Origin of the sequence: Clostridium chromiireducens (genome assembly GCF_002029255.1) — a bacterium.
Lineage (GTDB): Bacteria > Bacillota > Clostridia > Clostridiales > Clostridiaceae > Clostridium > Clostridium chromiireducens.
This window is the reverse complement of record NZ_MZGT01000045.1, coordinates 26,932-45,217: the sequence shown is the minus strand read 5'-3', so window position 1 is coordinate 45,217 and position 18,286 is coordinate 26,932. Positions and strand designations below refer to the sequence as shown.

The 18,286-nt window shown below is 29.8% G+C and carries 17 protein-coding genes and 1 rRNA gene; 10 read left to right on the top strand and 8 right to left on the bottom strand.

The window, feature by feature from the left end; genetic code table 11:
- The 8 genes from CLCHR_RS16145 to dnaA all read right to left on the bottom strand — a co-directional run.
- A 16S ribosomal RNA gene (locus CLCHR_RS16145) occupies positions 1–129 on the bottom strand; the annotation flags it as partial.
- Between the two features lie 474 nt (positions 130–603).
- Positions 604–3,084: a DNA gyrase subunit A gene (gene gyrA / locus CLCHR_RS16140; RefSeq protein WP_079440855.1), complete on the bottom strand. Its 2,481-nt coding sequence runs from the start codon at positions 3,082–3,084 to the stop codon at positions 604–606.
- 23 nt (positions 3,085–3,107) lie between these two features.
- The gene (gene gyrB / locus CLCHR_RS16135; RefSeq protein WP_079440854.1) at positions 3,108–5,015 is read right to left on the bottom strand and encodes a DNA topoisomerase (ATP-hydrolyzing) subunit B; all 1,908 of its coding nucleotides are present in this window, start codon (positions 5,013–5,015) and stop codon (positions 3,108–3,110) included.
- A 50-nt stretch (positions 5,016–5,065) separates the two neighbouring features.
- Positions 5,066–5,326, bottom strand: coding sequence for an extracellular matrix regulator RemB (remB, locus tag CLCHR_RS16130; protein WP_008419054.1), 261 nt, complete (start codon positions 5,324–5,326; stop codon positions 5,066–5,068).
- 14 nt (positions 5,327–5,340) lie between these two features.
- Positions 5,341–6,423 carry a DNA replication/repair protein RecF gene (gene recF, locus CLCHR_RS16125; RefSeq protein WP_079440853.1) on the bottom strand — a complete coding sequence of 361 codons (1,083 nt, stop codon included), beginning with the start codon at positions 6,421–6,423 and terminating at the stop codon, positions 5,341–5,343.
- Positions 6,424–6,491: 68 nt separating this feature from the next.
- A complete protein-coding gene (locus CLCHR_RS16120) occupies positions 6,492–6,698 on the bottom strand; it encodes an RNA-binding S4 domain-containing protein (protein ID WP_079440852.1) in 207 nt (68 codons plus the stop codon).
- A gap of 38 nt (positions 6,699–6,736) precedes the next feature.
- Positions 6,737–7,837, bottom strand: a complete 1,101-nt coding sequence (gene dnaN, locus CLCHR_RS16115) for a DNA polymerase III subunit beta (RefSeq protein ID WP_079440851.1) — start codon at positions 7,835–7,837, stop codon at positions 6,737–6,739.
- Between the two features lie 260 nt (positions 7,838–8,097).
- Entirely contained in the window at positions 8,098–9,447 is a 1,350-nt protein-coding gene (gene dnaA / locus CLCHR_RS16110) for a chromosomal replication initiator protein DnaA (RefSeq protein ID WP_079440850.1), read from the bottom strand.
- A 499-nt stretch (positions 9,448–9,946) separates the two neighbouring features.
- Here dnaA and rpmH point away from each other — a divergent pair, with 499 nt between their 5' ends.
- The 10 genes from rpmH (at position 9,947) to CLCHR_RS16060 (ending at position 18,283) form a co-directional block, all read left to right on the top strand.
- Positions 9,947–10,081: a 50S ribosomal protein L34 gene (gene rpmH / locus CLCHR_RS16105; protein ID WP_079440849.1), complete on the top strand. Its 135-nt coding sequence runs from the start codon at positions 9,947–9,949 to the stop codon at positions 10,079–10,081.
- A gap of 61 nt (positions 10,082–10,142) precedes the next feature.
- Positions 10,143–10,520, top strand: a complete 378-nt coding sequence (gene rnpA / locus CLCHR_RS16100) for a ribonuclease P protein component (protein ID WP_079440848.1) — start codon at positions 10,143–10,145, stop codon at positions 10,518–10,520.
- Complete coding sequence (gene yidD / locus CLCHR_RS16095; RefSeq protein ID WP_079440847.1) at positions 10,492–10,701, top strand: membrane protein insertion efficiency factor YidD; 210 nt, start codon at positions 10,492–10,494, stop codon at positions 10,699–10,701. The genes rnpA and yidD overlap by 29 nt, the downstream gene beginning before the upstream one ends.
- Positions 10,702–10,723: 22 nt before the next feature.
- On the top strand, positions 10,724–11,491 hold the full coding sequence (locus tag CLCHR_RS16090) for a membrane protein insertase YidC (protein ID WP_079440846.1): 768 nt from the start codon (positions 10,724–10,726) through the stop codon (positions 11,489–11,491).
- Between the two features lie 43 nt (positions 11,492–11,534).
- On the top strand, positions 11,535–12,164 hold the full coding sequence (jag, locus tag CLCHR_RS16085) for an RNA-binding cell elongation regulator Jag/EloR (protein ID WP_079440845.1): 630 nt from the start codon (positions 11,535–11,537) through the stop codon (positions 12,162–12,164).
- A gap of 167 nt (positions 12,165–12,331) precedes the next feature.
- A complete protein-coding gene (gene mnmE, locus CLCHR_RS16080; protein ID WP_079440844.1) occupies positions 12,332–13,714 on the top strand; it encodes a tRNA uridine-5-carboxymethylaminomethyl(34) synthesis GTPase MnmE in 1,383 nt (460 codons plus the stop codon).
- A 9-nt stretch (positions 13,715–13,723) separates the two neighbouring features.
- The gene (gene mnmG, locus CLCHR_RS16075) at positions 13,724–15,610 is read left to right on the top strand and encodes a tRNA uridine-5-carboxymethylaminomethyl(34) synthesis enzyme MnmG (RefSeq protein ID WP_079440843.1); all 1,887 of its coding nucleotides are present in this window, start codon (positions 13,724–13,726) and stop codon (positions 15,608–15,610) included.
- A 20-nt stretch (positions 15,611–15,630) separates the two neighbouring features.
- Positions 15,631–16,350 (top strand): 16S rRNA (guanine(527)-N(7))-methyltransferase RsmG, encoded by a 720-nt coding sequence (gene rsmG, locus CLCHR_RS16070; protein WP_079440842.1) that lies wholly within the window; start codon positions 15,631–15,633, stop codon positions 16,348–16,350.
- A 133-nt stretch (positions 16,351–16,483) separates the two neighbouring features.
- On the top strand, positions 16,484–17,266 hold the full coding sequence (gene noc, locus CLCHR_RS16065) for a nucleoid occlusion protein (protein ID WP_079440841.1): 783 nt from the start codon (positions 16,484–16,486) through the stop codon (positions 17,264–17,266).
- Between the two features lie 255 nt (positions 17,267–17,521).
- The gene (locus CLCHR_RS16060; RefSeq protein WP_079440840.1) at positions 17,522–18,283 is read left to right on the top strand and encodes a ParA family protein; all 762 of its coding nucleotides are present in this window, start codon (positions 17,522–17,524) and stop codon (positions 18,281–18,283) included.
- Positions 18,284–18,286: the final 3 nt, after the last annotated feature.

The window sequence follows — 18,286 nt, the reverse complement described above, 5'->3', positions numbered from 1 at the left end:
GGCAGGTTACCCACGTGTTACTCACCCGTCCGCCGCTAATCCGTTCCCGAAGGAACTTCATCGCTCGACTTGCATGTGTTAAGCACGCCGCCAGCGTTCGTCCTGAGCCAGGATCAAACTCTCAATAAAAAGTTTAATCTTAGCTTACTCAAATAAAGAATTGCTGGTTTACTTAAATGTATTTATATATTCTGTTCAATTTTCAAAGACCAATTTCTTTATTACAACATATTGTTGTAAATTTTTCATCACTCTCAAGCGACTTTCTTAGTATATCACTTGAAGTTCGTACTGTCAATATATTTTTTAAAATCTTTTTGAATTATTATTAATGATTTCTTTAAAAATATTTATGTTTCTTGACGACGTGTTTTATCTTAACATATTATATATTAATTTTCCCTATATATAGCCTCATTATATTGATTTAAATTCAATTTACTCTATTATTATCTATTTTATTTAATATTTCTTACTATGATACACCAGGTTCATATGATACCTTACTTATTACTGTCATATAGTCATTACATATAAAAATAGGTCATTTAACACATTTGCAATGTTGTTAAATGACCTATTTAAAGTTTTCTGATATTAATATTATTCTTCTATATCATTAGTTTCAATTTCAACTAATTCAACTGATTCTTCTTCTGGATCATCACTACTTAGTATTTTTGCTATTGCAACTACTTTTTCTTCCTCATTAGTTCTCATTAATGTTACTCCCATTGCAGACCTGCTTGTAACTGAAATATCAGAAACATTAATTCTAATTGCCACTCCACTAGAATTGATAAGCATTAATTCATCATCAACTTTACATATTGTAGCTCCTGCTAATTTTCCTGTCTTCTCACTAATCTTATACGTTATTAATCCTACTCCACCTCTATTTTGTAGTTTATACTCAGTGATAGGCGTTCTCTTCCCGTACCCATTTTGGCTAATTACTAACAATTCTTCTCCTTCAACAGCAATATCCATACATACTGCTATATCATCTTCTTTTAAGTTAATAGCCTTAACCCCTGATGCGGTTCTTCCCATAGACCTTACATCTTTTTCGTTAAACTTAACAGCATACCCATTTTGAGTAACTACCATAATATTAGCATCTCCATAGGTATTTTTTACTTTAAGTAACTCGTCTCCATCTTTTAGACTTATTGCAATTAATCCACTTTTCCTTAAATTTTTAAATTCACTAAGTGGAGTTTTCTTTACTATACCTTGCTTAGTTCCCATAAATAAGAATCCTTCTTTTCTATCATCTGTTACAGTTAATACCGTTTGGATTTTTTCATCAGACTCTATAGCAATAAGATTTATTAAATTTGTACCTTTTGCTTGCCTTCCAGCATCAGGTATTTCATAAGCTCTTAACTTATATACTCTTCCTTTATTCGTAAAGAATAATACATCTGAGTGGGTTGATGTTATCATCAATTGTTCAACAAAATCATCTTCTTTTGTTGACATCGCCTGGATACCCTTTCCTCCCCTTCTTTGTGAAGAGTAAGTATCTGCCGAAATTCTTTTTATATATCCAGAGTGAGTTAATGTTATAACAACATCTTCTACTTGTATTAAATCCTCTATATCAATCTCATTTATTATCTTTTCTATTTTACTTCTTCTTTCATCTGAATACTTAGCTTTTATCTCTAATAATTCATCTTTTATTACACCTAATAAATTTTCTTCACTTGCTAGAATAGATTTTAGATATTCTATTTGTTTCATCAACCCATTAAACTCTTCATCAATCTTATCTCTTTCTAAGCCAGTTAACCTTCTTAGTCTCATCTCTAATATAGCCTGAGATTGCTTTTCAGAAAGGTTAAATCTTTCCATCAAAGTGTTTTTAGCAATTTCACTAGTACTAGAATTTCTTATTATACTTATTACTTCATCTATGTTGTCTAAAGCAATTTTTAATCCCTCTAATATATGTGCTCTAGCTTCTGCTTTATTTAATTCAAATATAGTTCTTCTTGTTATAACCTCTTTTTGAAACTCCACATAGTGTTCCAATATTTGCTTTAGATTCAAAACTATAGGTTCATTATTAACTAGCGCTAACATAATAATGCCAAATGTATCTTGAAGTTTTGTATGCTTGTATAACAAATTTAATACTACGTTTGGATTAGCATCTCTTTTTAGTTCAATTACAATTCTCATACCGTCTCTATCTGATTCGTCTCTTAAGTCAGATATTCCAGTAATCTTCTTATCCTTCACTAAATCGGCAATATTCTCAACAAGCTTTGCCTTATTTACTTGGTATGGTATCTCAGTAACAATTATTGAATGCCTTCCATTTTCCTCTTCTATCTCAGCATTTGCCCTTACAATTACCTTTCCTTTACCAGTTTCATAGGCAGCTCTAATTCCTGCCTTCCCCATTATAGTTGCACCTGTAGGGAAATCTGGACCTTTAACTTTAGTCATAAGGTCCAGTACAGTTACGTCTGGATTATCAATAAGCATAACAGTTCCATCTATAATCTCACCAAGGTTATGTGGCGGAATATTAGTAGCCATCCCAACGGCTATTCCTGATGAACCATTAACCAGAAGGTTGGGAAATCTAGATGGCAATACTACAGGTTCTTCTTCTTCACCATCAAAATTTGGCATATAATCAACAGTATTCTTATTGATATCTCTTAACATTTCAACAGCTATTTTATTCATTTTTGCTTCTGTATATCTCATAGCTGCTGCGCTATCTCCATCAACAGATCCAAAATTTCCATGACCGTCTACTAACATATATCTCATTGAAAAATCTTGAGCCATCCTTACAAGCGCATCATAAACTGAACTATCACCATGTGGGTGATATTTACCTAAAACATCTCCAACTATTCTTGCACATTTTCTATATCCCTTCTCAGGATATAAACCTAATTCTTGTAAAGAATACAGTATTCTTCTATGTACAGGTTTTAATCCATCTCTAACATCTGGTAATGCACGACCAACAATAACACTCATTGCATAATCTATATAGCATTTTTTCATTTCATGTTTTATATCTACAGGTATAACTTTTCCTTCATTAAAGTCCATGTACTTCACCTCATATTTCAGTACTAAATATCTAAATTAACAACATTTTTAGCATTTTGTGTAATAAATTCTTTTCTTGGCTCTACTTTTTCTCCCATTAATATGGTGAAAATTTCATCTGCTGCCATAGCATCTTCTATGTTTACTTTTAATAAAATTCTTTTTTCTGGATCCATTGTCGTATCCCATAATTGGGTTGCGTTCATTTCTCCTAGACCTTTATATCTTTGAATATCTGTTGAATTATCTTTTCCACCTATTTCAGATAAAACATTCTCTAATTCTGAATCAGTATATGCGTAGTATTCTTTTTTATTTTTACTAACTTTATATAATGGAGGTTGTGCTATATATACATGACCATCATCAACCATTTTTCTCATATATCTATAAAAGAATGTTAATAATAACGTTCTAATATGAGCTCCATCGACATCCGCATCTGTCATTATTATGATTCTGTTATATCTAATTTTTTCTACATCAAAATCATTTCCAATACCAGCACCAAATGCAGTAACCATAGATCTAATTGTATCTGCATTCAATATTCTATCTAACCTTTGCTTTTCAACATTTAGTATCTTTCCTCTTAATGGTAGAATTGCTTGGAATCTCCTATTTCTTCCTTGCTTAGCCGAACCACCAGCAGAATCTCCTTCGACTATGTAAATCTCACATTCTCTAGGATCTTTAGATGAACAATCTGCTAATTTTCCTGGTAATGTGGATCTTTCTAATACTGATTTTCTTGTTAATTCTCTAGCTTTTCTAGCTGCATCTCTAGCTCTAGCCGCCATTAATGCTTTATCAACTATTATTTTTCCTATGTTTGGATTTTCTTCTAGAAATATTCCTATATTTTCACCAACAATAGAATCAACTATTCCTCTAACTTCACTATTTCCTAGCTTAGTCTTTGTTTGACCTTCAAATTGAGGCTCTTCTATTTTAACAGATATTACTCCAGTTAGCCCCTCTCTGATATCGTCTCCAGTAAAGTTTTTATCATTTTCTTTTATATGTCCAAATTTCTTTGCATAATCATTAAATACTCTTGTTAATGCTGTCTTAAATCCAACTAGATGTGTTCCACCTTCAACTGTATCTATATTATTTGCAAATGAAAAGATATTTTCAGTATAACCATCGTTATATTGAAGTGCTACTTCAACAGAAACCTTATCTTTTATGCCCTCGATATATATAGGTTCCTCATGAAGTGGTACTTTATTCCTATTCAAATAGCTTACAAAAGATTTTATTCCACCTTCATAATGAAACGTTTCTTCCTTTTCATCTCTTTTATCTAAAAGTCTTATATAAATTCCTTTATTTAAAAACGCTAATTCTCTCAATCTTTGGGATAAAACTTCAAAATCAAAAATTGTTTCCTCAAATATTTCTGGATCTGGTCTAAAATAAGTTTCTGTTCCTGTTTCATCACTATCCCCTATTTTAGCAATATCGTTTAAAACTTTACCTCTGCTGTACTTTTGCTCCCATATATGACCATCCCTTTTAACTGTCACAATACATTCTTCAGAAAGCGCATTTACTACAGATGCACCTACTCCATGTAATCCACCAGAAACCTTATATCCTTCACCACCAAATTTACCACCTGCATGCAATATTGTCATTATAACTTCAACAGTGGACTTCCCCATCTTAGGATGTATCCCTACCGGCATACCTCTACCATCGTCAACTACTCTTATTGAATTATCCTCATTAATGTTGACCTCTATTTTTCTGCAATATCCAGCTAATGCTTCATCAATACTATTATCTACTATTTCATAAACTAAATGATGAAGACCTCTTGAACTTGTACTTCCGATATACATTCCTGGCCTTTTTCTTACTGCTTCTAATCCCTCAAGAACCTGTATCTGATTTTCATCATAGCTTTTATTATTTTGTTCCAAATCAGACTCCTCCTAAACTTTAAAATATTAAACTCATGAACTTTACGAAATTAAAAATTATATTCCATATCAGTTCTTTTTGTTAACGTTGTTGATGATATTGGTGAAAAATATATCTTACTTTTATTATCAACTTCTGCTATAATAAACGATTTTGGTTTTTCATCTGTAATTCTTTCTACAAATCCATCTTCTTCTGCTAATCTCAAAAATTGTATTGTATCAGAACTGTACATTGTATTTTGCAAATCGAATATTCCAATTATGTCTTTAATGGGAACTACAACATTTTCACCTAAATGTAAAAACACTAAATATTCCTCCTTTAATTTAAAATCTTCCCGTTCGATACAGTAAATATCTTAGATCTATAATCTAAATAATTACCTAAATCATCAACTCCTGTACAAGTTATTATTGTTTGTATATCTCTAATAGAACTTAATATATATTTTTTTCTATTTACATCAAGTTCTGAGAGAACGTCATCTAATAATAAAACAGGATACTCTCCAGTAATCTCTTTGATGATCTTTAAAGATGAAAACTTCATCGTTAGAATTGATGTACGTTGCTGTCCTTGTGATCCAAATGTTTTTGCATCAATCTCATTTATAAAAACATTGAAATCATCTCTATGAGGACCAACTGAAGTTAATCCTTTTTCTCTATCTCTAAGAACGTTATCCTTTAATTTTTTCAAATAATTACTTTTATAACTATCTAGATTAACGGTACAATTGTATTTAAATTCAATCTTTTCTTTACCAGAAGTTATATCATTATGAATGCTTTTTCCATAAAAGTTTATTTTATCTATATATTCTAACCTTTTTGATACAATATAATCAGCATATTCAATTAATTGTAAATCATATACTTCCAAAACATCTTCAGCGAACTTTTTGCTTTTTAATAAAATATTTCTTTCATTTAAAATTTTGTGATATTGAACTAAATTAAAATAATACTTTGAATTTATTTGAGATAACTCCATATCAAGTAGCCTTCGCCTTAGACTAGGAGATTCTTTGATAACTTTTAAATCTTCTGGTGAAAACATAACTACATTAAATGTCCCGAATAACTCTCCTATTTTTCCTACTTTTATGCTATTTACCTTAATGGCCTTTTTTCCATCTCTTAGAATGTTAATATCAATTTTTTTATCCAGCCTATTTTTTCCTATAAGCAAACTTATATAGGCTTTATCCTTTTTCCAATTTATTAATTCTTTATCTTTTGATGTTCTATGCGATTTTGCAAAAGCACCATAATAAATTGATTCAACAATATTAGTTTTTCCTTGAGCATTATCACCTACAAACACATTTACACTTTTATCTAATTCTATAGATAAATTTTCATAGTTTCTGTAGTTGATTAAATTTATATTTTTAACATACATAAAAATACACCTATAATAATTATATCATAATAAAACATTTGTCTACTTATTATTTTTTATAACTATATCTATACTATTTCAAAATCTGAATCTTCGAAACTTACAATATCTCCAACCTTTAATTTTTTTCCTCGTTGAATGCAAATTTCATTATTAACTTTTACTAATCCATTTTGTATATATACTTTTGCTTCTGAACCGGATCCAACAATAGCGGCCCACTTCAGAAAAGCGTCTAGTTTTATAAATTCAGTGCTAATTTTTATTTTATTCATATTTTTGCATAAGTATTCACAAATAAATACTTATCCTCCTATCTCATTAATCTTACTGGTAAAACTAAATACTTCGCATTTTCATTATCCTTCTCCTGAATTACACATGGACTTATCCCTGAAGTCATCTTCATAATAACATCGCTCTCTTCCATGTTCTTTAATACATCCAACAAGTATTTTGAATTAAATGCAATTTGTATTTCTTCACCTTGCAATTTTATAGATATTTCTTCTCTTACCTTTCCCAATTGAGAATTGGATGTTATTATCAGGTTATCTTGTTGTAAATCTAATCTTATTAAATTTGTATTTCCTTCCTTGGCCATTAAAGATGCTCTTTCAATAGCATTTTGTAATTCTTGTCTATTAACATTAACAAATAACTTATGCTCTTGAGGCAATAATGAATTGTAATTTATAAATTTTCCTTCTAACAATCTAGATATTATTTTAGTTCTTTCTAAATTAAATAAAATATGATTATTAGTAAAAGTTATATCCACAATGTCATCTACATCTTCAAGTATCTTTGATACTTCATTTAGAGTTTTACCAGGTATAACAACTTCTATATTTATATCAGTATCTAAGAATTCACTTTTAATTGCTAGCCTATATCCATCTAGTGCAACTAAATTTAAATTTTTTTCTTTTACTTCAAATAAAATCCCTTGTAGAATTGGTCTAGTTTCATCTTGTGCAATTGCGAATGATGTTCCTTTTATCATATTTTTTAATATGTTTTGATTTACTGATATTTTTAAGTTTTCATTAATTTGAGGTAATTCAGGAAATTCATTTGTATTCATATAAACTACATCAAATACCGATTTTTCACAAGTTATTTTTATTAATTGGTTTTCGATTGTTTCTATTCTTATAGTTGAATTTGGTAGCTTTCTTATTATTTCTCCAAATATTTTGGCATCAATAACGATGCTTCCCTCTTCTATGATTGTTGCATTAACAGATGTTTCAATGCTTACATCCATATCTGATCCTATAAGAGTTAATGTTGTTTTATTTGTATTTATATATATTCCTTCAAGTATAGGCATAGTTGATTTACCTGTTATAGCTTTTTGAACTATTGATATACCTTCTAATATTTTTTGTTTTTCACATGTAAAAATCATTGGAAAACCTCCTTATTTATTAACAATAAATTAATGACAATAATTAGATATAGATAAATACTTTTATAGTAATAATAGTAGTAGGGGCTGTTGATTTGTTGATAACTACATCAAACCCAGTAATATCAACAAAATTGCATTCAAAAATATTGTGGATAATTCAGTAACAAATTGACCTAGTTATCCACAATAATAAACACTATATTATTATAAAAATATTATCCACAGTATATACTAGATTTGTTATATACAGCTGTGGATTAATTTTGAGTCAGTTTCTTTGTAATGTCATTGACAGTATGTTGCAATGAATCATCAGTTTTTAAGTTCTCAGAAATTTTTTCATAAGCGTGTATAACAGTAGTATGATCTCGACCTCCAAATTCCTCTCCAATTTTAGGCAAGGACATATCTGTCAGTTTTCTACTTAGATACATTGCAATTTGTCTTGGATATGCTACATTTCTCGTTCTCCTCTGAGACTTTAAATCTTCGACACGTAAATTAAAGTAACTAGAAACTACATCTTGTATAGAATCAATAGTCACATGCTTTCCTTGTTTTTTAGATATTATATCTTTTAGTGCCTCTGAAGCCAAATCTACAGTAACCTCTCTGTTTGTTAATGAAGAATAAGCAATTATTCTTATTAAGGCACCCTCAAGTTCTCTTATGTTGGATTTAATTTTAGTAGCAATATACCCCATAACTTCATTAGCCACATTTAGATTTTCAACATCAGCTTTCTTTTTTAAGATAGCCATTCTTGTTTCAAAATCAGGAACCTGAATATCCGCTATTAGTCCCCATTCAAATCTAGAACGCAGCCTATCTTCTAAAGTCGGAATTTCTTTTGGGGGTCTATCTGAAGATAATATAATTTGTTTATTTGCGTCATGTAATGCGTTGAATGTATGGAAAAACTCCTCTTGGGTACGTTCTTTTCCAGCTATAAATTGAATATCATCTATAAGTAATATATCTACATTTCTATATTTATTTCTAAATTCTTCATTTTTATCGTCCTTAATTGCATTAATCAACTCATTTGTAAATTTTTCAGATGAAACATATACAACCTTAGCGTTAGGATTACCATCCAAAACATAATGTCCTATGGCATGCATCAAGTGGGTTTTTCCTAGTCCAACTCCCCCGTATATAAACAAAGGGTTATATGCTTTTGCAGGAGATTCTGCAACAGCAAGAGATGCAGCATGGGCAAATCTATTACTATTTCCGATTACAAATGAATTGAATGTATACTTTGGATTTAAAGTAGATGACATTTCATCATTAACAATAACTGATTTTGGAGATGGGTTAGAATTATTTTTACTATCTTCTTTATCAAAGTTATCAGACATTATAATAAATTCAATTTTATATAATTTTGAACAGATTGCTTTTACTGAATTTGCAACTAAATCTTTATATCGTTTATCTAAAATATCTTGAGTAAAGGAATTCGGAACGCTTATCTTTAGAGTATCAGAAGAAATAGATATTGGCTCGCAGCTTTTAATCCAAGTATTAAAGCTAACTTCACTTAGTTCACTTTTTATGATATTTAAGGTTTTACCCCACAAATTTTTAAGATCGGCATCCATTCGTATTCCTCCAATATTTTTATAAAAAAATTTTTTATGACATTATGTACAGTTTATTAACAGAGATATCAACATTTATTTATTATAGCCAAGTATGTATATAAATATATCAACATGTTAATAATTATGTGTATATATTAATTGAATAAAAAATTAATAACAAATTGTTACTAAAATTTATGAACATATGCTTAACTAGCATTATCAAGGGATTTAGGATGTACTAATAATAGAAACAAACAAGTTATACACAGTTTTATCCACACATGTGGATAAGTTTTAGCATTAATAAGTTATTCACAACATAATACTTATGATAACATAAGTAATTATTCATATTCAATAAGTTATCCACAAAAAAATATATATAAATATAATTATCAACAATTATTACCACCTTGACAGAAAAATAGTATATATATATAATAAATAAAGTAAAATTTAAAAGCGTAAAGTATAGTTTTACTATAAATAATAATTTTAAGGGGGTGCATTTATAATGTTCATGACTTACCAACCTAAAAAGAGACAAAGAAAAAAAGAACATGGTTTCAGAAAAAGAATGAGCACTCAATCAGGAAGAAACATTCTTAGAAACAGAAGACAAAAAGGAAGAAAAAGACTAACAGCTTAAGGGCCGCTCTAAGTGGCCTTTTTTCTGCAAATGCAGGGAAAAAAGGAGAATAAAAATATCTATGACTTATAGATTAAAGAAGAATTTTGAATTTACAATTATATATAAAAGAGGTAAATCATTTGCTAATGAAATTTTAGTTATGTATATATTAAAGAATAAGAGGAATAAAGATAAAGATTTTAATCTTTACAATAAATTAGGCGTTTCTGTAAGCAAAAAAGTAGGAAACAGTGTTGTTAGAAGTAGATGTAAAAGATTAATAAGTGAAAGTTTTAGATTAAATTATCAATATGCAATAAAGGGATATGATTTTATTTTTATAGCAAGAAATCCTATGAAGGGAAAAAGTTACCTTGAGGTAGAGAAGGCTATGAAAAATTTAATTAAAAAGGCAGGCTTATATAATAATGAAGAAACTACTCATACACCTAATTAATTTTTATAGAAAACATATTTCGCCTGGAAGGTCTCCATGTTGTAGGTTTACGCCGACTTGTTCACAATATGCGTTAGATGCTATAAATAAATATGGTGTTTTAAAAGGGAGCATAATGGCTGTTTACAGAATATTAAGATGTAATCCTTTTTGCAAGGGTGGATATGATCCAGTAAGATGAAATATAGGAGGTATATATTTTAATGTTTCAATCAATAGTTGATTTTATGAGAAATATATTTGATTCCCTGCATAACTTTATTGTAAGTATGGGTGTATCAGATGTAGGATTGTCTTATGTTTTAGCAATATTTATTTTTACATTAATCATAAGAATTTTAATATTGCCATTTAATATTAAGGCAGCAAAATCTACACAAGGAATGCAAAAAATTCAACCTGAAATTAAAAAGATTCAAGAGAAATATAAAGATGATAAAGAAAAATTAAGTACCGAGACTATGAAACTATATAAAGAGCATAATGTTAGCATGACAGGAGGATGTCTTCCGTCACTATTACCATTACCAATATTGATGGCTCTTTATTGGGTGTTTATGGGTATACATGGAATAGAAGGAGCATCATTTTTATGGATTACAAACTTATTTGCTCCTGATAATTGGCACATACTTCCTGTTTTAGCAGCACTATCAACATATATTCCATCATATTTAATGTCTAAAGCAACTCCGGCTCAACCAGGAGGCATGAATATGGGAACTATGAATATTACTATGGCTGGAATGATGGGCGTTATGTCATGGAACTTTAGTGCTATATTAGTTTTATACTGGATAATTGGTAATATAATTCAAACTATACAAACATATTTCTTAAACTATAAACCAGCAATTAAAGAAATTGATTCTAGAAAAGAAAAAGAAGCTAAAGTAGAATCAGAAAAATTTGTTATGGCAGTTGAAGAGCCTAAAAATTTAGCTAGTAGAAAAAGAAAGAAAAATAAATAGGTTATTTAAGTTTGATTTAGTATTAGAGGTGGTGAATTAACGGATGAAATCAATAGAAGTAGAGGGAAAAACTGTTGAAGAAGCTTTAAATAAAGCTTTAATTGAATTAAATACAAATGAAAACATGGTTAATGTTGAAGTTTTGCATCATGGTTCAAAGGGTTTATTTAATGTTATAGGAGTTAAGCCAGCTAGAATTAGGGTTTCTAAAAAATATTATTATATTGAAGAAGCGCGAAATTTTATAGCAAATATACTTAATTGTATGGAAATAGAAGCTAAGATAGATATCAAAGAGGAAAATGACACGCTTATAATTAATTTATCAGGAGAAAAGATGGGTGTGATAATTGGTTATAGGGGGGAGACTTTAGATTCTATACAATATTTAGTTTCATTAGTAGTTAATAAGGTACATGAGCTTCCTCATAAAAAAGTTATACTAGATACAGAAAATTACAGAAGTAAGAGAGAAGAAACTCTTAGGGGCGTTGCGACTAAAACTGCCTATAAAGTTAAAAAGACACGGAAAGTATTTAAGTTGGAACCAATGAACCCGTATGAGAGAAGAATTATTCATTCTGCGCTTCAAGAAGATACTTTTGTTAATACATATAGTGAAGGCGATGAGCCATTTAGAAGAGTAGTTGTTGAATTAAAAAATAATTTGTAGAAGAAAGCCCTAGGGCTTTCTTTTTAAATTTATAAATATATTTCATGATTGTATAAAGAAAATTTTAGTTAATATGACTTTGACTATTTAAAGTTTGTTATGTAAAATTAATATTAGTTTTAATGGATATTAATATAAAGATTCTTCTTTATGAAGGAGGAAAATAAATGAAGGAATTTGATACTATTTCTGCAATTGCGACTCCAATCGGGGAAGGCGGAGTTGCAATAATAAGAATATCTGGAGAAAAAGCTTTAGATATTGCTAGTAGAATATTTAAACCTAAGAATGATTTTGATATTAAAAATATGAAGACATATACAATGAAGTATGGAAATGTTATTAATTTGGAAAATGAGGAAACTATTGATGAAGTTATTTTAAGCTATATGAGGGCGCCAAGCAGTTATACAGGAGAGAACGTAGTTGAAATTAATTGTCATGGTGGAGTTGTATCAACTAATAGCGTTTTGAATCAAGTTATTAAGTCAGGGGCCAGACTTGCTGAGCCTGGAGAATTTACTAAAAGAGCTTTTTTGAATGGAAGAATTGATTTAAGTCAAGCAGAAGCAGTAATGGATATCATTACTGCAAAGACTGAATTAGCTATGAAGGCAGCGATATTACAAAGTAAGGGGGCTCTTTCTAAGGAAATAGGAGAATTAAGAAAGTATTTACTAAATGTATTGGCATTAATAGAATATGCAGTTGATTTTACAGAGGATGATGAGGATATTATTGATGAAGATTTAATTAGCCAGATTAAAGATGGAATAAATAAATCGATTGTGAATATAAGAAATTTATTAGTAAATGCGGATGAAGGTAAGATAATAAGGGAAGGGCTAAATGTTGTTATTGTTGGTAAGCCCAATGTAGGTAAATCATCATTACTTAATGCATTACTTAAGGAAAAAAGAGCAATAGTAACTGATATTCCAGGAACAACAAGAGATGTAATTGAAGAGTATATTAATCTTGATGGAATTCCGATTAGAATAACTGATACTGCAGGAATAAGAGATACTGAGGATATAGTAGAGAAAATAGGCGTTGAAAAATCTAAAGAAAAGATAGATGAAGCTGATCTAATAATATTAATGCTTGATGTATCGAGGGAGATTGATGAAGAGGATCAAATTATAATTGATAAAATAAAAGATAAAAAAAATATAGTTTTATTAAATAAAGTAGATTTAGATGCAAAGATATCAGAAAACATAATTAATAATCTTGATAACAAGATAAATATATCAGCAAAAACAGGAGAAGGTATTGATAATTTAAAGAAAGAAATTAAAAACTTATTTTTTAATGGAGATGTAAAATCTGAAAGCTTAATAATATCTAATGTAAGGCATAAGCAAGCGCTCTATAAAGCGCTGGATAACTGTGATATAGCTTTAAACAAAGTTAGTGTTGGAGAATATCTTGATTTAATATCTATTTATGTTACAGCGGCTATGAAGGCGTTAGGTGAAATAACAGGAGATGAACTAGAAGAAGATTTATTAAATAAGATTTTTAGTGAATTTTGTGTAGGAAAGTAGGTAAGAGTAATGGCAATAAATTATGATGGCGGGCAATTTGATGTAATTGTTGTAGGTGCAGGGCATGCTGGGTGTGAGGCAGCATTGGCTTCGGCAAGGATGGGGCTTAATACATTAGTGTGCACGATAAATTTAGATTCAATAGCTTTAATGCCTTGTAATCCTAATATAGGAGGTACTGCAAAGGGACATTTGGTTAGAGAAATTGATGCACTTGGTGGAGAAATGGGTGTTAATATTGATAACACATTTATTCAATCAAGAATGTTAAATACCTCAAAGGGACCAGCCGTTCATTCATTAAGAGCACAAGCAGATAAAAAAGATTATCAGTATAGAATGAAAAGAATATTAGAAGAGCAAGATAATCTTATAATCAGGCAAATTGAAGTTACAGAACTTAAGGTTGAAGGTGGAAAAGTAGTTGGTGTAATAACTAAAAATGGTGCCGTTTTTGGATGTAAAGCAGTGATACTTGCAACAGGTACATATTTAAAAGGAAAAATCATTATTGGAGAAGTATCATATGATGGAGGCCCTAATGGATTATTTCCAGCTAATGACTTATCACAATCACTTTTAAAATTAGGTATTGAATTAAGGCGATTTAAAACGGGAACTCCGGCTAGAATTAATAAGAAATCTGTTGATTTTTCAAAGATGGTAGAGCAAAATGGTGACGATAAAATAGTACCATTTTCATTCATGAATGGCAATATTGAAAAGGAACAGGTTCCATGCTATTTAACATATACAAATGAAGAAACACGTAAAATAATTAGGGATAATATTGATAGATCACCGATTTATAATGGTAGTATAAAGGGTGTTGGGCCAAGATATTGCCCATCAATAGAAGATAAGATAATGAGATTTCCAGATAAGCCTCAACATCAAATATTTATTGAACCAGAAGGCCTTGATACTTTAGAAATGTATGTTGGAGGATTCTCTTCATCGCTACCTGAAGAAGTTCAGATTAAGATGCTTAAAACTTTACCAGGACTTGAAAATGTTGAAATGATGAGAACAGCATATGCAATTGAATATGATTCAATTGATCCGACTCAATTAAAACCAACATTAGAATTTAAAAAGGTTGAAGGATTATATGGTGCAGGCCAGCTAAATGGGAGTTCAGGATATGAAGAGGCTGGTGCACAAGGATTAGTTGCCGGAATAAATGCGGCACTAAAAATTAGGAATGAAGAACCCTTAATTTTAACGCGATCAGATGCTTACATAGGAGTACTGATTGATGATTTGGTGACAAAGGGTACTAATGAGCCTTATAGAATGATGACTTCAAGAGCTGAATATAGGCTATTATTAAGGCAAGATAATGCAGATTTTAGATTAACTGAAATTGGTCATAGAGTAGGACTTGTTACAGAAGAAAGATATAATAGATTTTTAGTTAGAAAACAAAATGTTGAAAATGAATTAGAAAGATTAAAAAAATTACGAATAACAAATAAAAAGGAAGTAAATGAATTCCTAATTTCATTAAATTCAGCTGAATTAAGAAAACCTATCAGTTTTTATGAATTATTGCAAAGACCAGAGCTAGATTATTTTGATTTATCTCCATTAGATGATGAAAGACTAGACTTACCATATGATGTTGGTGAACAAATTAATATACTAACAAAATATGAAGGATATATACAAAGTCAACTTGAACAAGTTGCACAATTTAAGAAGTTTGAAAAAAAATTATTACCTAGAGATATTGATTATAGTAGCGTGAAGGGGTTAAGGACAGAGGCTGTGCAGAAGTTGAATAGTATTAAACCAATTAGTATGGGGCAGGCTTCACGTATTTCAGGAGTATCTCCAGCAGATATTTCAGTTTTACTTATTTATCTTGAACATCGCTATAATAAGCAATCCTAATATATTAGTATGGAGGAATTATGAATTTTTATGATTTAATGAGTAAATCTTCTGAAGATGTAGGTTTACAACTATCAAAGGAACAGTATGAAAAATTTATTGATTATATGAAGCTTCTTCAAGAATGGAATGAAAAAATAAACTTAACGGCCATAACCGAAGATGAAGAAATAATTAAAAAGCATTTTATAGATTCAATAAAAGCATTTAAAAGGAAAGAATTTAAAAATGCTGCCAATTTAATAGATGTTGGAACAGGCGCAGGATTTCCTGGATTACCAATTGCTATTATGAAAGATGATATTAAAATAACATTGCTGGATTCTTTAAATAAAAGAGTTAACTTTTTGAATAATGTTGTCACTAAGTTAGGACTTTCTAATGTAGAAACAATTCATTCAAGAGCAGAGGATGGTGCAAGGAATAATCAGTTACGAGAAAAGTTTGACATAGCAACCTCTAGAGCAGTTGCAAATATGAGCGTATTATCAGAACTATGCTTACCATATGTAAGGGTTGGTGGGAATTTCATAGCATTAAAGGGGCCTTCTGTTGATCAAGAGATCAAAGACAGTTTAAATGCTATTAGAGTTCTTGGTGGTGAATTAATAGATATTTGTGAAATCAATATTGAAGAAACTGAATTAAGGCATAATTTAGTTGTAGTAAAAAAGATTAAAGAATGCCCTAAAACATATCCAAGAAAAGCAGGTTTAATTACTAAAAATCCTCTTAAGTAATAAATGCAAGTTACAATATTGTAAAAGCAAGGAAACAATTAGATTTTTGGAGGAAAAATAAAACTAAAGTAGAATAGATAATTAAGAAGTTGTGCAAAGTGTATAGTAATTTAATAAGGGATGGGTTGGGAGCATGAATAACGAAATAGTAAAGATTAGCATAGATATGGTAATTCCAAATATTTATCAACCACGTAAATATTTTAATGAAGAAGCAATTGAGGAATTATCTCAGTCGATTAAGCAGTTTGGGATAATTCAACCTCTTACAGTAAGAAAAAGAGGGGAAATTTTTGAACTTGTTGCTGGTGAGAGAAGACTTAGAGCAGCCAAATTAGCTAATCTAGAAACAGTTCCATGTAATATTGTGGACATTACAGATTCTGAATCAGCTGAAATAGCTTTATTGGAAAATTTGCAGAGAGAGGATCTAAATTATATAGAAGAAGCAGAGGCATATTATAATTTGATTAATGACCATAATTTTACGCAAGATGAGCTTGCTAAGAGAATGGGAAAGAAACAATCTACTGTTGCAAATAAGTTAAGATTATTAAAGCTAAGCTCTGAAGTTAGAGAAATATGTTTAAATAATAAATTAACTGAAAGACATGCAAGGGCATTACTTACGGTTCCGAGTGAGGAATTGCAGCTAAAAATAGTTGAAAGAGTAATAAAGGATGGATTGAATGTAAAAAAAACAGAAGAGCTTATCAATAATCAGTTACTTAAGCTAGCAAGTGAGGAATTAAAGAATAAAAGAAAGAGGACTGTTAAAGGTGTCTTGCCTGCAAAGTTATACGTAAATACAATTAAGCAGGTGTTACAAAAGTTTGATATACCCGCTGAATATGCATATAAAGATGAAGATGAGTTCATAGAAGTAATTGTAAAGATTCCAAAAGTTAATAAATAGAATTCAATAATAACATATAAGTAAAGTTAAGGTTATCATTGCGTAATCTTAACTTTACTTTATGTGCAGTAATATAATTATACTTGGTTTATAATTAGGGTATATTAAATATATTCATAAATAAAAATTTCAACAGATTTTCAATGGATTATGTCACTCAGATTTTACTTTTTAGAACATAAATCTTTTATTATCGTAAAAAAGTATATATAATAATATTATGGGAAAGGGGGGAGGCTCTTTTAGGGCTAAACTATGAAAGTAATTTGTATTTTTAACCAAAAGGGTGGCGTTGGAAAAACGACCACTAATATAAACTTATGCTCTTACCTTGCAATGGAAGGTTATAAAGTTTTAACTATAGATATAGATCCTCAAGGAAATACAACGAGTGGACTAGGATTAGATAAAAATAATTTAAAATTGTCTATTTATGATGTACTTGTTTCTGAGACGACTATGAAAGAATCTATACTTAGAAGTGATCTGGTTCAAAATTTATATATATCACCATCAACTATGGAGCTTGCAGGTGCGGAAGTTGAACTTATAAATAGAAGTGATAGGGAAAACATAATAAAGAATAAGTTAAAGGAAATTGAAGATGAGTACGATTATGTATTTATTGATTGCCCGCCTTCTTTAGGAGTATTAACAATCAATGCATTGACTTGTGCTGATTCAGTTTTAGTTCCTATTCAATGTGAATTTTATGCATTAGAGGGAGTCAGTCAATTAGTAAATACTATACAGCTAGTAAAAAAGTCACTTAATAAGAAGTTAGAAATTGAAGGTGTTGTAATGACTATGTTTGATTATAGGACAAATCTTAGCAATGAAGTATTAAAAGAAGTTCAGAAATATTTTAAGGACAAAGTTTATAAAACAACAATTTCAAGAAATGTGAGATTAGCTGAAGCGCCTAGTTTTGGATTACCAATAATGCTATATGACGAGAAATGCAAAGGTGCAGAAGCTTATGTAAAATTAACAAAAGAATTTTTAAAAAGGCAGTAGGTG

Coding starts and splice junctions, on each gene's coding strand:
- gyrA (WP_079440855.1), bottom strand. CDS start 3,084: ATGGACTTTAATGAAGGAAAAGTTATACCTGTAGATATAAAACATGAA.
- recF (WP_079440853.1), bottom strand. CDS start 6,423: ATGTATGTTAAAAATATAAATTTAATCAACTACAGAAACTATGAAAAT.
- CLCHR_RS16120 (WP_079440852.1), bottom strand. CDS start 6,698: ATGAATAAAATAAAAATTAGCACTGAATTTATAAAACTAGACGCTTTT.
- dnaN (WP_079440851.1), bottom strand. CDS start 7,837: ATGATTTTTACATGTGAAAAACAAAAAATATTAGAAGGTATATCAATA.
- dnaA (WP_079440850.1), bottom strand. CDS start 9,447: ATGGATGCCGATCTTAAAAATTTGTGGGGTAAAACCTTAAATATCATA.
- rpmH (WP_079440849.1), top strand. CDS start 9,947: ATGTTCATGACTTACCAACCTAAAAAGAGACAAAGAAAAAAAGAACAT.
- rnpA (WP_079440848.1), top strand. CDS start 10,143: ATGACTTATAGATTAAAGAAGAATTTTGAATTTACAATTATATATAAA.
- yidD (WP_079440847.1), top strand. CDS start 10,492: ATGAAGAAACTACTCATACACCTAATTAATTTTTATAGAAAACATATT.
- CLCHR_RS16090 (WP_079440846.1), top strand. CDS start 10,724: ATGTTTCAATCAATAGTTGATTTTATGAGAAATATATTTGATTCCCTG.
- jag (WP_079440845.1), top strand. CDS start 11,535: ATGAAATCAATAGAAGTAGAGGGAAAAACTGTTGAAGAAGCTTTAAAT.
- mnmE (WP_079440844.1), top strand. CDS start 12,332: ATGAAGGAATTTGATACTATTTCTGCAATTGCGACTCCAATCGGGGAA.
- mnmG (WP_079440843.1), top strand. CDS start 13,724: ATGGCAATAAATTATGATGGCGGGCAATTTGATGTAATTGTTGTAGGT.
- rsmG (WP_079440842.1), top strand. CDS start 15,631: ATGAATTTTTATGATTTAATGAGTAAATCTTCTGAAGATGTAGGTTTA.
- noc (WP_079440841.1), top strand. CDS start 16,484: ATGAATAACGAAATAGTAAAGATTAGCATAGATATGGTAATTCCAAAT.
- CLCHR_RS16060 (WP_079440840.1), top strand. CDS start 17,522: ATGAAAGTAATTTGTATTTTTAACCAAAAGGGTGGCGTTGGAAAAACG.